This window comes from Bradyrhizobium commune (genome assembly GCF_015624505.1).
Taxonomy (GTDB): domain Bacteria; phylum Pseudomonadota; class Alphaproteobacteria; order Rhizobiales; family Xanthobacteraceae; genus Bradyrhizobium; species Bradyrhizobium commune.
Map to the genome: position 1 here is coordinate 1,826,284 of NZ_CP061379.1, position 12,468 is coordinate 1,838,751.

Genomic DNA, 12,468 nt, shown 5'->3' on the forward strand with positions numbered 1-12,468 from the left:
CGAAGGCTCTCAGCCAAGTGCGAGTTCACCATGGCGGCCATCGACCATCCCATGAATCCGTTCGCAATGCGCAACGAGATTTTGGTGCGCGTCGACGAAGGCCTTCAGCGGCGTCGGGATCGGAAAGTAATAGATGTTGGCGACAAAACCATAGATGCCGGCATCGAGGCTGGTCGGCGTCGCGCGGTGCACGAAGCCTGCTGCGGGCACGATCTCGGCCAGCACCTGCAGATCGGCCAGTCCCCGCGCATAGGCCTGCTCGGGCGTGTAGCGGCCGATGCCCTGGAAATGATAGCGCTGCGCATTGTAGGCTTTTGCCTTCTCGAATCCGGCCGCGTCGATCTGCGGGTGCTGTGCGATGAAGCCGTCGCGGAACGCCGGATAAAAGCGCTCGTCCTTCCAGCGCGAATACGACATCACCCAGTAGAGATCATCCAGCATGCGGGTGACGAGATGATTGGTGCGGCGCTGCTCTGCGGAGAGACCGGCATCGATGGTCAGCTGATATTTCCTGATCGCGTGTGCGATGATGGTCTCGCTGTCGCCGATGGTCTCGCCGTCATCGACGACATAGGGCAGCTGCCCGCGCGGTGCCGTGGAGGCATCGAAGACGTGCTCGTGCACGAACGGCACATGCGCGAGCTTGAGGAAGGCGTAGACCTTGAGGCCATAGCCGTTGTTGTCGGCGACGCCGAACAGCTTTGGGTAGGAATAGAGGGTCAGCATGCTCGCTCCCTTCAGCGGGTCGGCGCCTTGGCCTGATCGTCAGTCTTTGCCGCTTGCGCTACCTTGCTGGCGCGGATCATCAGGAACGATCCTGATGTGCCGGGCAGCCGCCAGCGGCCGTCGATCTCGGTTGCCTCGGCGTTGGTCGTGCCCTCGTAGTGGACCGTGTCAAAACCGTAGCCGGGCGGCTCATAGCGCTTGACGAACGACACAATGTTGCCGGAGCGATGGCCCGTGATCGAGGAATTGTGGGTCTTGAGTGGACAGCGCGGATTGGAGCAGGGCTCGGTGACGTGGCCTGCGAGCGCGCCATTGGATTCGACGAGGGTCGCGGTGAACGTGACCATTCCCGCGCCGGGTTGGATGTAGGTGCCGTCCCATACACCGGAGAGATCTTCGCTCATGGTGGCGGCCCCCTCAATCTGACGTGCGCCGGATGTTTCCCGGTTCTTCCACCCCAAGTCGTATCGCCGCCGCGACGCCCTTGCAACAGGCTCGCGCAGTGTGCGCGATGTCCTTCGATCGGAGGAGGCCTGGCGTCACCCGTTCGTCGTATTGGAGGATGTGCCGGTTCGCGTCAGGAAGGTGGGAGAACGCGGCCTTACGACGTTGATGCGGCGGTAAAAACCGCCAGTTGAGCGTCGAAAGCGCGACGGAAGGCGGGCCGCGCTTCGCCGCGCGCGACATAGGCGGAGAGGCTGGAATATTCGTGCAGGATCCGCGATCTGTTCAACCGGCGCAGTACCGTCACCATCAGGAGATCGCCCGCGCTGAACGCGCCATCCAGCCAGTCGGCATCGCCGAGGCGATCGGACAATTCGCCGAGGCGAACGCGGACGCGATCCTCCAGCATCGGCAGGCGCTCTTCATACCAGCTCTCGTCACGTTCAAGCAGCATCGCCATGCCGAGCTCGACGATCGGCGGTTCCATGGTGTTGAGCGCGGCAAACATCCAGGCGATGGCGCGCGCCCTGGCATTCGGCTCGACCGGCAGCAGCCCGTCATGATGCTCGGCAATATGGAGCACGATGGCGCCGGTCTCGAACAGCGCGAGATCGCCGTCCTGATAGGTCGGAATCTGCCCGAACGGATGCAGAGCAAGATGCGCTGGTTCTTTCATCGCCTCGAACGACACCAGGCGAACGTCGTAGGGCTGGCCCACTTCCTCCAGGGCCCAGCGCACCCGCATGTCGCGCGCCTGTCCCCGGCCGCGGTCGGGCGAGCTTGCGAAGGCGGTGATGGTGGGCATGTGGGGTCTCCGGGGTGATCGCGGTTCGGATCAGAGGACGAATGGAAGGGGCGGGCTCCGACAGCTTTCTCTCTTTCGATTTGCTTGCACGGTGTTGCCTGGTCAACGGTGTCGTCCCGGCGAAGGCCGGGACCCATACCGCGGAATTTCTCGGGTGTGATCGGTAGGAGTACCGAACAACGGGTCTTCGTCAAATGTCGCCCTGTGGTTATGGGTCCCGGCCTTCGCCGGGACGACACCTACGGGGTGGAAAAAGTGGGACTCCCTGTCGGAACGTCGTGCCCCGCGGCGTCCTTGGGGTAGCGTGCGGTCGCGCGCCCGGTTCGAGGAGGATTTTTGTTCATGACCACGATCACGCCGTTTCTCTGGTTCGACAACAACGTGCCCGAAGCCGTCGCGTTCTACAAATCGGTGTTCCCCAACGCGAAGGTCGAGACCGTCAGCGACTTCATGGCGGTGTTCGAGCTCGAAGGCCAGCGCTTCCACGCACTCAACGGCGGGCCGCAACACCGCTTCAACGAGGCGGTGTCGTTCTTCATCAGCGTCGAGACGCAGGCGGAGGTGGATTATTTCTGGGACAAGCTCACAGAAGGCGGCGCGGAATCTCGCTGCGGCTGGCTCAAGGACAAGTTTGGCTTGTCCTGGCAGGTGGTGCCGAAAGCGCTCGGCCGCTATCTCGGTGATCCCGACCGCACCAAGGCCAACCGCGTCATGCAGGCGATGATGGGGATGCGGAAGATCGTGATTGCGGAGTTGGACAAGGCGTATGCGGGGTGAGGGGGACGACGGTGCCGTAGGGTGGGTTAGCCCTGCAGATGCGTGAAGCGCATCTGCAGGGCGTAACCCACCATGCTTCCGCGGTCGTCGAACGAAGTTGGTGGGTTACGCCGAGCGGACTGCGCTTTGCGCATCCGCACGTCTAACCCACCCTACGCTGCGATCCATTTGGCGAGCTCCCGCCACGGCGCGATCGTCCAATGCCCGGACGCCGCACCCGACGGCGACGGCAGCACGAATATCTCCGGCCCGCTTCCATCCCGCTGCTGCCGCCCCAGTGCAATCCCGCGCGATGGCCTGCCATAAAACAAGCTCGCCGCCTTCTTGCTCGTGAACGCGATCGTCCGCGGCCGATACTTTTCGATCTTGGCCCTGAAGCCGGGCACGTCGATCGACGCAGCCGCGATCTGGTGATCCATCCCCGCGCCCGATTTGGAAAGATCGGTGAAGCCGATCCCTAACGCGAGCAACTCAGCGAACTCGCCGGGCTGATACCGCCGCGGCGTGATGCCGGCCTCATGGATCGCGCGCCAGAAGCGGTTGCCGGGATGGGCGTAGTAGTGCCCGAGTTCGGCCGAGCGCGTCGAGGCGGCGGTGCCGACGAAGACGAGGCGGAGGTTGGGGCGGAGCTGGTCGGGGAGGCGGTGGGGGGCGGGGTTGAGCACATCGATCATCCGTGGCTGTAGCCCGCATGAGCGGAGCGATCTGCGGGACGACAAAGGTCGCGTATGTCGCTTCGCTTATTCGGGCTGCGCCTACAGCACGTGTGTCGGCATTCGTTGAGAGATGACGTCGCAGTCGGTGCGCGCCTCTCCTGTTTGATCCCTGAGGATGCCGGCTGCGATCAGCAGGGCACGGTCACCCGCGCAGAATTCAGATGATTTTCGATCCAGTTCCTCAAGGCTTCTTGGAAACGCAAGAACGCAGGCATCGGGGCTACGAAGGCCAGCTACCCGCGCAATCGATTTGAGGATCAGTTTATACGCGCGCACGGCCGTAACTTCGTAGCCTTCGCGATGTTGCCGCCTTGGATTTCCCGGATCGAGGCGAGCGGTGGAGACGACGCCAACATGAAAGGGTGTCGTTTCGTTGCCGAAACTGGTGGAGAAGACATAGCGCCAAGGATCATCCTTCAGGTCGAAGGGAACGATCAGATACTTGAAGGATGGTTGGGTTCCACTCCCGGTAGTCGTCCGGACGAACCGATCCGCGACCTTGCGAACGTCAAATTGTGTTGGCGTTGCGAGCAGTTCGGGCCCAAGCGGAAGGTCAAGGGTTTGCGTGGAGACGGGGGCTGCCAATACCCGCTGAAGCGCGCAAACCAGTGGCTGGACGAAGTCTGTGCTCTTCAAGTCCGAGTGGACATAAAGCACGACCTCCGCGGGGGCGACCAGACTGCTGCCAGCCTTGCGGTTGGTGTCTTCGGCTGACGCAGTCAATGCGCCGGCAAGAAGCCATACTGTGGCGAGCACGTGCCGGCGCATTCTGCGATTCAGTCGGTCTAGCATCTGAATTACAGCACCCGATTGCTCTCCTTCACCTTCTCCGCATCCAGATATAGGCTCTCGCCCATCTCCTTGAACTTCGCGCTCATCTGCTTCATGCCGTCCTCGGCCGTCCCGCTCAGCGACATGCCCACGCTGTTCGGATCATTCAGCGTCGCCGCGTAATCGCGCACGTCCTGCGTGATCTTCATCGAGCAGAATTTTGGGCCGCACATCGAGCAGAAGTGCGCGACCTTGTGGGCTTCCTTCGGCAGGGTCTCGTCGTGGAAGTTCTTGGCCGTGTCCGGATCGAGGCCGAGGTTGAACTGGTCGGTCCAGCGGAAGTCGAAACGGGCACGGGAGAGCGCGTCGTCGCGCAGTTGCGCGGCGGGGTGGCCCTTGGCGAGATCGGAGGCGTGGGCGGCGATCTTGTAGGTGATGACGCCGACCTTGACGTCGTTGCGGTCGGGCAGGCCGAGATGCTCCTTCGGCGTGACGTAGCAGAGCATGGCGCAGCCGAACCAGCCGATCATGGCCGCACCGATGCCGGAAGTGATGTGGTCATAGCCCGGCGCGATGTCGGTGGTCAGCGGTCCAAGCGTGTAGAACGGCGCTTCGCCGCACTCCTTGAGCTGCTTGTCCATGTTGATCTTGATCTTGTGCATCGGCACGTGGCCGGGGCCTTCGATCATGACCTGGCAGCCCTTGTCCCACGCAATCTTCGTCAGCTCGCCGAGCGTCTCCAGCTCCGCGAACTGCGCGCGGTCGTTGGCGTCGGCGATCGAGCCCGGACGCAGTCCGTCGCCCAACGAGAAGGAGACGTCGTATTTGCGCATCAAGTCGCAAATTTCCTCGAAGTGGGTGTAAAGAAAACTTTCCTTGTGATGCGCCAGGCACCACTTCGCCATGATCGAGCCGCCGCGCGAGACGATGCCGGTGACGCGGTTGGCGGTGAGGTGGATGTAGGGCAGGCGCACGCCGGCGTGGATAGTGAAATAGTCGACGCCCTGCTCGCACTGCTCGATCAGCGTGTCCTTGTAGAGCTCCCAGGTCAGCTGCACGGGATCGCCGTTGCACTTCTCCAGCGCCTGATAAATCGGAACGGTGCCGATCGGCACCGGCGCGTTGCGCAAAATCCATTCACGGGTGGTGTGGATGTTGCGGCCGGTCGAGAGGTCCATCACGGTGTCGGCGCCCCAGCGGATCGCCCACACCATCTTCTCGACCTCTTCCTCGACCGACGAGGTCACCGCCGAGTTGCCGATATTGGCGTTGATCTTGGTCAGGAAGTTGCGGCCGATGATCATCGGCTCCAGTTCTGAATGGTTGATGTTCGAGGGGATGATGGCGCGGCCGCGCGCGATCTCGCTGCGTACGAATTCCGGGGTAATGAAGGCGGGGACCTCCGCGCCGAAGCTCTCGCCGTCGGCGAGCGCTGCCTCCGCGCGTTCGAGCTGCTGCTTGCGGCCGAGATTTTCGCGGGCGGCGACGTAGATCATCTCCTTGGTGATGATGCCGGCCCGGGCGAATTCGAGCTGGGTGATCTTGTGGCCGTCCAACCCGCGTAGCGGCTTGTGATGGGCGCTGAACGAGCGCGCGGCGTTGTCGGCTGAGACGCTGCCGTTGTCCTCCGGCTTGATCTGCCGGCCCTCATATTCCTCGACGCCGCCACGCTCCAACACCCACTGTTTGCGGCCGCGCGCGAGCCCGGCATTGACGTCGATGGTGACATCAGGATCGGTGTAGGGGCCCGAGGTGTCGTAGACCGGCAGGTTCGGCTCGCCGGCACCCTCGGAGAGGATGATCTCGCGCAGCGGCACGCGCAGGTCGGGCGCGGCGCCGGGCGCGGCGAAGATTTTTCGCGAGGACGGCAGCGGGCCGGTGGTGACGGCGGGCACGGTCTTGTCGGGGTTGGAGCGGATGTTCATGGGGATCCTCCGGTTACTTCGTATGCATTTGCGTCGGAACGACGCCGGTGAGTTCTTGCTCCGTCATTGCGAGCGTAGCGAAGCAATCCAGAATCCCTCTGCGGAGACAGTCTGGATTGCTTCGTCGCAAGGGCTCCTCGCAATGACGGGTGGAGAGAGTTAGGCGCAGCATCAAGCGGCCTCCTTCTGGCCGAGCCATTGCCGCACGCGGGCATCCGGGTCGGCATTTTGCGTGACATCGGACACCACGGCGATGGAGTCCGCGCCCGCCGCAAAGATCTCCGCGGCGTGCTCGAACTTGATGCCGCCGATCGCAACCAGCGGGATGGCGCCGATGCGCTGCTTCCATTCCGTGATTTTTGGAATGCCCTGCGGTTCGAAGCGCATCGATTTCAGCGTGGTGAAGAAGATCGGGCCGAGCGCGACGTAAGCCGGCTTGGCGGCGAGCGCCGTCGCAAGCTCGTCGTCGTCATGGGTGGAGATTCCGAGCGACAGGCCGGCCTCGCGGATCGCCTTGAGGTCGGCGTCGGCGAGATCTTCCTGGCCGAGATGCAGATATTTTGCGCCCGCGACGATCGCCGCGCGCCAATAGTCGTTCACGACGAGCTTGGCTTGCGTGCCGTTCGTGATCGCCAGCGCATCGGTGACGATCTGGAGGGCCTGTGAATCGTCGAGATCCTTCGCGCGCAACTGAATCGTGCCGACGCCGAGCTTGGTCAGGCGCTCGACCCATTTGAGGCTGTCGACGACAGGATAGAAGCGATCAGGATACGCGTTGCGATCAGGATACGGCATGCCAGAACGGGGTCCCAACGACAGGGGTTGAAGGGGAGGCGAAATCGCGGGCGTTCATCAGCCCGGCTTCGTAAGCGATGCGGCCGGCATCACAGCCGAGGCGGAAGGCGTTGGCCATCGCGACGGGATCGGCGGCCTTGGCGATGGCGGTGTTGAGCAGCACGGCGTCATAGCCGAGCTCGAGCGCGTGCGCCGCGTGGCTGGGCGCGCCGAGGCCGGCGTCGACCACCAGCGTGATGTCGGGCAGCCGCTCGCGCATCAGCTTGAGCGCGTCGCGATTGATGATGCCCTTGGCGCTGCCGATGGGCGCGGCCCACGGCATCACGACCTTGCACCCCGTTTCGACCAGGCGGTTGGCGACCGAGAGGTCTTCGGTGCAATAGGGGAACACCTCAAAGCCGTCCTTGATCAGGATGGCGGCGGCTTCGACCAGGCCGACGACGTCGGGCTGGAGCGTGTCGTTGTCGGCGATGACTTCGAGCTTGATCCAGCTGGTGCCGAACAATTCGCGCGCGAGCTTTGCGGTGGTCACGGCCTCGCGCACGCTGCGGCAGCCGGCGGTGTTCGGCAGCACGGTGACGTCGAGCTCGCGGATCAGCTTCCAGAACGCATCGCCGCTCTTGCCGCCGGCGGACTCGCGACGGAGCGACACCGTGACGATGTTCGAGCCGGAGGCGCGGATCGCGTCCTGCATGATCGCGGGCGATGGATAGAGCGCGCTGCCGATCAGCAGGCGCGAGGCGAAGGATTTGCCGTAGAAGGTCACCATGATGGAGTTTCCTCAATCAATGCCGTCGTCCCGGCGAAGGCCGGGACCCATACCGCTCGATTTCTCTTGGGGCGCGCGGGGAGAGACCGGCCGATACAACGAAGCCCTGTGATTATGGGTCCCGGCCTTCGCCGGGACGACGAGGAGAGAGTGTGTGGCGGATGCTTCATCACCTCACCCTCCCTGCCGCGGCGTGATGATCTCGATCTCGTCGCCGGCTTTCAGCGCGGTCTCGGCCCAGCGGCTTTTCGGCACGACGTCGTAATTCAGCGCGATCGCGAAATGGGTGCCCTCGTAGTCGAGCTCGCTGAGCAGCGCGTCGACGCTCAACGAAGCCACCTCGCGCTGCTCGCCGTTTATGATCAGAAGCATTGCATCACCTCATTGTCGATCTGGCCGCGCTCGACGAAGGCGAGTGTCAGCTCGGCGAGCGCCGGGGCAAGCAGGAAGCCGTGGCGGTAGAGACCGTTGACGGCGATGGTGTCGCCGCGGACGCCGATGCGCGGCAGATTGTCGGGATAGGCCGGGCGAAGGCCCGAGCCGAATTCGACGATGCGGGCCTCGCCGAAAGCGGGATGCACGGCATAGGCTGCGCCCAAGAGCTCCAGCGCGGAGCGCACGCTGACGCCGGTGTCCTCGGCCTCGATCGAGGTCGCGCCCAGCATGAACAGGTTTTGCTCGCGCGGGATCACGTAAAGCGGCCAGCGCGGATGGATCAGCCGCACCGGGCGCGACAGCTGCACCTCGCGGGTCTCGATCAAAATCATCTCGCCCTTGACGCCGCGAAGCTCCGGCTCCTCGCCGCGCGCGGCAAGGCCGCGGCAGTCGATCACGATGCCCTTAGGATTAAGGTTTGCGAGATCGTTGGCGCTGACTTCGCTGTCGAACTTGATGGTGCCGCCGGCAGCAACGATGCGCTCGTGCAGCTTTGGCAGCACGCGGCGCGGCTCGACATGGCCCTCCGCCGGGAAGAACAGCGCATCGTGGAAGCGGCCCTCCAGCGACGGCTCGAGCGCGGCAAGCGCGGCGGCATCGAGCCGGCGGTGGCCCTCGGTCATGCGGGCAAAGCGCTCGAAATCGTTGCGCTCGCGCGGGTGCGCCACGACCAGCGAGCCGTTGAACGGCGTATCCGGCAATTCGCGCCGCCAGATGTCGAGGGAGCGCAGGCCGAGGCGGCTGATGACGGGTTCGGCGACCTCCGCCTCGCAATAAGGCGCCAGCATGCCGCCGGCCCAATGGCTGGTGGCATCGGTCATTCCTGCGTCACCGCGCTCGTGTAGCGTCACGGAATGGCCGGCCTGCGCGAACAACAGCGCCTGCCAGGCTCCCGCAATACCTGCACCGATGATGGATACCGGAGAATCCGGTCGCTTGGTCGTCTGCAACATCCCTGTCCCTTCGCCGGCATGACCCGGATCAGGTTCAAAGGGTCACCGCGGTCCTGGGCGTTCCCATCTCTGGGCTTGCCCATTTAGCGGTATCTCAGCTCCTCCTCGGAGCACCCCTCGGAACGGCTCTAATGTAGGCCAGTGGAGCCCTGTGTCAACGCATGTTCCCGGGAACCTGCGCCCGCGCGTTGCGGATGCCTTGGGTGAGCTTTCGGTGCGGTGCACCGAGCATCGGCTGCGGATTGCCGTTCGGCTCGAGCGGAGCCTCGAAGCTCGCCTCTCGCACCATGGCCTGACGCTGCTGCTTTGCGGCATAGTAATAGCCGCCTGCATAATAACGAATGGCTCGGGCGTGGTCGCCGTTGGCGGCGTGGTAGGCGCCGGCGAGATATTTGACCGCGTAGGCGAGATTGGTGTCGGGATCGCGCAGGCCTGCGGCATCGCCGGTGTAGCCCAGCCCACGCGCCGTCGCGAGCTTGATCTGCATCAGGCCGATGGTGCCGCCGTGGCCGATCAGCTGCGGCTGATAACGGCTCTCGCGCATGATGACGCGGTGCACCAGTGCCTGCGGCACGCCGTTGGCGCGCGCATGGGCTGCGACCATCTCGGCATACTCGGCCTCGCCGGCGAAAGCGGCCTGCGACGACATCAGTCCGGCCGCAATGAGCGCGGCAACACGTAAAATTTTCATCAGATGTCCCTGAGTGACCTGCGCCGTTCGCCCTTATTGTCTGGCATGATCTTTCCGGAAAACCGCTGCGCACTTTTCCGGATCATGCCTTAGGCCTGCCGAACGCGGCGATGATGTGACCAAACGCCGCCGCTTGCGATTTTGCGGCGCAGAGCCGTCGTGATGACTCAATGCCCGCGTATGGTTGTCCCTGGGCGGACGAACCCCGCTCGCGACAGCACGACTGTCTATTCGCGCCGGTGCGCGAAAGCGAGTAAGAAGCGGCTAGCGAATCGGGAGAGGTGCCATGACAAAAATCAACATGGCGACAGCACACACCGGCGACATCCCCAGACAGAACCCCTGTGCCCAATGCGGCACGCCGATCCCCGAGCCGGACTGGATCGAGCCGGGCGAGGGACGCATCTCCTATCTCTGGAATTGTCGCGCCTGCGGCTATCGTTTCGAGGCGGTGGCGATCTTTGACGAGATCGCCGTCGAGCACCCGCCGCTCGCTGCCTAAATCAAGCTACGCCGCCAGCCGCGGCTGTTGCCAGGTCGGCAATTGCATCCGCACGATCAATCCGTGCGGCGCGCGGTCGTGCAGCGACAGGTCGCCGCCATGGGCGAGCGCGATCGCGCGCGCAATCGAGAGGCCGAGGCCGAAGCCGGTGGAATCGTCCATGGTGCGCGCATCGTCGCCGCGCACGAACGGCTCCAGCATCTCCTGCTTGCGCGCATCCGAGATGCCGGGGCCATCGTCCTCGACATCGATGACGAGCTTGGTGCCGACGATATCGAGGCGGATCGTGACTTCGGCGCCGAAGCGCACGGCGTTCTCGACCAAATTGGTGACGCCACGATGCAGATCGTCGGGACGCGCGGCGGCGGTCGCCGACAGCGGTCCCTCGTAGTGCACGACATGGCCCATGTCGCCGAACTGGTCGGCGATCAGCTGGAGCGTGCTGGCGATGTCGACCAGCGTCACCGCCTCGATCTTGCGATCGTTGCGGAGCAGAGAGAGCACGCTTTCCAGCATCGAGCGCATCTGGTCGAGATCGATCAGCATGCGCTTGCGGTTGCCCTCGTCCTCGATGAACTCGGCGCGCAGCCTGAGCCGCGTGATCGGGGTGCGCAGATCGTGGCTGATCGCGGCCAGCATGCGGGTGCGATCCGACATCAGCCGCGCGATCCGCTCATGCATGCGGTTGAGCGCGCGCGCCACCGAGCGGATCTCTTCCGGGCCGCGCTCGGGCAGCGGCTCCGCTCCGCCGTCCAGACTGAAATTCTCGGCCGCCTTGGCGAAGGAGGACAGTGGAGTCGCCAGCGCGCGCGCCGCCCACAGGCCGAGCACGGTGATACAGATGAAGGCGGTCATCAGCGTCACCAGCCACGGCGCGCCCCAGAACCATGGCCGCGGACCGTTCTCGACATGACCCGCGATCATGGTGCCGTCAGGCAATACCACGCCGATGCGATGGGCGTCGCCGTCAGGCGCGAGCTGCATCACCTTGTAGCCGCGGCCGAGATGGCGGTGGAATCCGTGCAGATGCTGGCTTTCGCTGTCCTCGATCCCGGTCGCCGTGCCCGGCGCTGATATCTCGATGTTGAGCTTTGGGAAGGCGCGCGCGAGATCTGCGGTAAGACGCGGCCGGTCGTCCGGCCTGGCCGAGCCGAGCAGCAGTGCTGCATCCATCAATTGGGGCGCGCCGTCCGGCGGCGCGTCCGGCCGGTCGGGCCGGCTGATCAGGAAGGCGGTGGTGACGACGAGATGCAGCGCGACGGTCGAGCCCAGCACCAGCGCGGCGATCTGCCCGCCGATGCCCTTGAGGTGGAAGAACCCGAACGGCCTCATCGTCTTACGCCCCGTCAGTTGCTCAGGGGCGTCGTCACCGCTTCCGTTCTGGGCGTGAACAAATAGCCGCCGGAGCGCACCGTCTTGATGATGGTGGGATCGGCCGGATTGGGCTCGATCTTGCGGCGGATGCGGCTGACCAGCACGTCGATGGAGCGCTCGAACGAGCCGGTGTTGCGCCCCTGCGTGAGGTCGAGCAGGCTGTCGCGCGATAGCACGCGGCCGGGCCGCTCGCAGAAGGTCCTGAGCAGATCGAACTCGGCGCTGGTCACCGCGACGCGCGCGCCTTCGGGATTGCGCAATTCCCGCAACCGCAGATCGATGCGCCAGCCTTCGAAGGCAAGCGTGCTTGCGCCCTCGATCGAGCTTGCGGCCTGTGCGGAGGCCTGGCGGCGCAGCACAGCGTTGATGCGGGCGAGCAGCTCGCGCGGATTGAACGGCTTCGGCAGATAATCATCGGCGCCCATCTCGAGGCCGACGATGCGGTCGACGTCCTCGCCGCGCGCGGTGAGCATGATGATCGGCGTCTGCGCTTCGGAGCGGACCTTGCGGCACAGGCTGAGACCGTCTTCGCCCGGCAGCATGACGTCGAGAACGATGAGGTCCACGCGGTGATCGGCCATGGCGCGCGACATCTCGCGGCCATCGCTCACGGCGGTGACGTTGCAGGCGTTGTTGCGGAGATATTTCGCAATCAACGTCCGGGTTTCGCGGTCGTCCTCGACGACCAGGATGTTCGGGGAAGGAATGGCCATGCGCTTTGTTTGTCCAAGATTCGGGCCAAAAGGCGAAGATTTTTGTTTCAGTTTGTTTCTGTTTGTAAAACC

15 protein-coding genes and 1 riboswitch are annotated in these 12,468 nt (G+C 64.3%); of the genes, 2 read left to right on the forward strand and 13 right to left on the reverse strand.

All coding sequences use genetic code 11. From position 1 onward, the window contains the following. Nucleotides 1–9: 9 nt before the first annotated feature. The 3 genes from IC761_RS08645 to IC761_RS08655 form a co-directional block, all read right to left on the reverse strand. Complete coding sequence (locus tag IC761_RS08645; RefSeq protein ID WP_195802833.1) at nt 10–726, reverse strand: glutathione S-transferase family protein; 717 nt, start codon at nt 724–726, stop codon at nt 10–12. An 11-nt stretch (nt 727–737) separates the two neighbouring features. Further along, nucleotides 738–1,130, reverse strand: coding sequence for a hypothetical protein (locus IC761_RS08650; protein ID WP_195802834.1), 393 nt, complete (start codon nt 1,128–1,130; stop codon nt 738–740). Between the two features lie 197 nt (nt 1,131–1,327). After that, on the reverse strand, nt 1,328–1,975 hold the full coding sequence (locus IC761_RS08655; RefSeq protein ID WP_195802835.1) for a glutathione S-transferase family protein: 648 nt from the start codon (nt 1,973–1,975) through the stop codon (nt 1,328–1,330). A 342-nt stretch (nt 1,976–2,317) separates the two neighbouring features. On the opposite strand from IC761_RS08655, the gene IC761_RS08660 reads away from it, so the two are divergent. Beyond that, on the forward strand, nt 2,318–2,752 hold the full coding sequence (locus tag IC761_RS08660) for a VOC family protein (protein ID WP_195802836.1): 435 nt from the start codon (nt 2,318–2,320) through the stop codon (nt 2,750–2,752). Between the two features lie 152 nt (nt 2,753–2,904). On the opposite strand, the gene IC761_RS08665 is transcribed toward IC761_RS08660, so the two are convergent. The 8 genes from IC761_RS08665 to IC761_RS08700 form a co-directional block, all read right to left on the reverse strand. Next, nucleotides 2,905–3,426: a mismatch-specific DNA-glycosylase gene (locus IC761_RS08665; RefSeq protein ID WP_195802837.1), complete on the reverse strand. Its 522-nt coding sequence runs from the start codon at nt 3,424–3,426 to the stop codon at nt 2,905–2,907. A gap of 81 nt (nt 3,427–3,507) precedes the next feature. Then, complete coding sequence (locus IC761_RS08670; RefSeq protein WP_195802838.1) at nt 3,508–4,236, reverse strand: zinc metalloprotease; 729 nt, start codon at nt 4,234–4,236, stop codon at nt 3,508–3,510. Nucleotides 4,237–4,265: 29 nt separating this feature from the next. Then, entirely contained in the window at nt 4,266–6,164 is a 1,899-nt protein-coding gene (thiC, locus tag IC761_RS08675; protein WP_195802839.1) for a phosphomethylpyrimidine synthase ThiC, read from the reverse strand. 171 nt (nt 6,165–6,335) lie between these two features. Next, nucleotides 6,336–6,959 (reverse strand): thiamine phosphate synthase, encoded by a 624-nt coding sequence (locus tag IC761_RS08680; protein WP_195802840.1) that lies wholly within the window; start codon nt 6,957–6,959, stop codon nt 6,336–6,338. After that, nucleotides 6,946–7,728 carry a thiazole synthase gene (locus IC761_RS08685; protein WP_195802841.1) on the reverse strand — a complete coding sequence of 261 codons (783 nt, stop codon included), beginning with the start codon at nt 7,726–7,728 and terminating at the stop codon, nt 6,946–6,948. Before IC761_RS08685 ends, IC761_RS08680 begins: the two co-directional genes overlap by 14 nt. 174 nt (nt 7,729–7,902) lie before the next feature. Further along, on the reverse strand, nt 7,903–8,100 hold the full coding sequence (thiS, locus tag IC761_RS08690; RefSeq protein ID WP_195802842.1) for a sulfur carrier protein ThiS: 198 nt from the start codon (nt 8,098–8,100) through the stop codon (nt 7,903–7,905). Then, complete coding sequence (locus IC761_RS08695) at nt 8,091–9,116, reverse strand: FAD-dependent oxidoreductase (protein WP_195802843.1); 1,026 nt, start codon at nt 9,114–9,116, stop codon at nt 8,091–8,093. The genes thiS and IC761_RS08695 overlap by 10 nt, the downstream gene beginning before the upstream one ends. Then, a riboswitch (TPP riboswitch) is annotated at nt 9,104–9,244 on the reverse strand. Its footprint overlaps the gene before it by 13 nt. A gap of 26 nt (nt 9,245–9,270) precedes the next feature. Then, nucleotides 9,271–9,807 carry a transglycosylase SLT domain-containing protein gene (locus tag IC761_RS08700; protein WP_195802844.1) on the reverse strand — a complete coding sequence of 179 codons (537 nt, stop codon included), beginning with the start codon at nt 9,805–9,807 and terminating at the stop codon, nt 9,271–9,273. A 286-nt stretch (nt 9,808–10,093) separates the two neighbouring features. On the opposite strand from IC761_RS08700, the gene IC761_RS08705 reads away from it, so the two are divergent. Beyond that, complete coding sequence (locus IC761_RS08705; RefSeq protein ID WP_195802845.1) at nt 10,094–10,309, forward strand: hypothetical protein; 216 nt, start codon at nt 10,094–10,096, stop codon at nt 10,307–10,309. Between the two features lie 6 nt (nt 10,310–10,315). On the opposite strand, the gene IC761_RS08710 is transcribed toward IC761_RS08705, so the two are convergent. Next, nucleotides 10,316–11,641 (reverse strand): ATP-binding protein, encoded by a 1,326-nt coding sequence (locus IC761_RS08710; protein ID WP_195802846.1) that lies wholly within the window; start codon nt 11,639–11,641, stop codon nt 10,316–10,318. A 14-nt stretch (nt 11,642–11,655) separates the two neighbouring features. Beyond that, complete coding sequence (locus IC761_RS08715) at nt 11,656–12,396, reverse strand: response regulator (protein WP_195802847.1); 741 nt, start codon at nt 12,394–12,396, stop codon at nt 11,656–11,658. Between the last annotated feature and the right edge of the window lie 72 nt (nt 12,397–12,468).

Coding starts and splice junctions, on each gene's coding strand:
- IC761_RS08705 (WP_195802845.1), top strand. CDS start 10,094: ATGACAAAAATCAACATGGCGACAGCACACACCGGCGACATCCCCAGA.
- IC761_RS08685 (WP_195802841.1), bottom strand. CDS start 7,728: ATGGTGACCTTCTACGGCAAATCCTTCGCCTCGCGCCTGCTGATCGGC.
- IC761_RS08650 (WP_195802834.1), bottom strand. CDS start 1,130: ATGAGCGAAGATCTCTCCGGTGTATGGGACGGCACCTACATCCAACCC.
- IC761_RS08655 (WP_195802835.1), bottom strand. CDS start 1,975: ATGCCCACCATCACCGCCTTCGCAAGCTCGCCCGACCGCGGCCGGGGA.
- IC761_RS08660 (WP_195802836.1), top strand. CDS start 2,318: ATGACCACGATCACGCCGTTTCTCTGGTTCGACAACAACGTGCCCGAA.
- IC761_RS08665 (WP_195802837.1), bottom strand. CDS start 3,426: ATGATCGATGTGCTCAACCCCGCCCCCCACCGCCTCCCCGACCAGCTC.
- IC761_RS08715 (WP_195802847.1), bottom strand. CDS start 12,396: ATGGCCATTCCTTCCCCGAACATCCTGGTCGTCGAGGACGACCGCGAA.
- IC761_RS08670 (WP_195802838.1), bottom strand. CDS start 4,236: ATGCGCCGGCACGTGCTCGCCACAGTATGGCTTCTTGCCGGCGCATTG.
- IC761_RS08695 (WP_195802843.1), bottom strand. CDS start 9,116: ATGTTGCAGACGACCAAGCGACCGGATTCTCCGGTATCCATCATCGGT.
- IC761_RS08710 (WP_195802846.1), bottom strand. CDS start 11,641: ATGAGGCCGTTCGGGTTCTTCCACCTCAAGGGCATCGGCGGGCAGATC.
- IC761_RS08680 (WP_195802840.1), bottom strand. CDS start 6,959: ATGCCGTATCCTGATCGCAACGCGTATCCTGATCGCTTCTATCCTGTC.
- thiC (WP_195802839.1), bottom strand. CDS start 6,164: ATGAACATCCGCTCCAACCCCGACAAGACCGTGCCCGCCGTCACCACC.
- IC761_RS08700 (WP_195802844.1), bottom strand. CDS start 9,807: ATGAAAATTTTACGTGTTGCCGCGCTCATTGCGGCCGGACTGATGTCG.
- thiS (WP_195802842.1), bottom strand. CDS start 8,100: ATGCTTCTGATCATAAACGGCGAGCAGCGCGAGGTGGCTTCGTTGAGC.
- IC761_RS08645 (WP_195802833.1), bottom strand. CDS start 726: ATGCTGACCCTCTATTCCTACCCAAAGCTGTTCGGCGTCGCCGACAAC.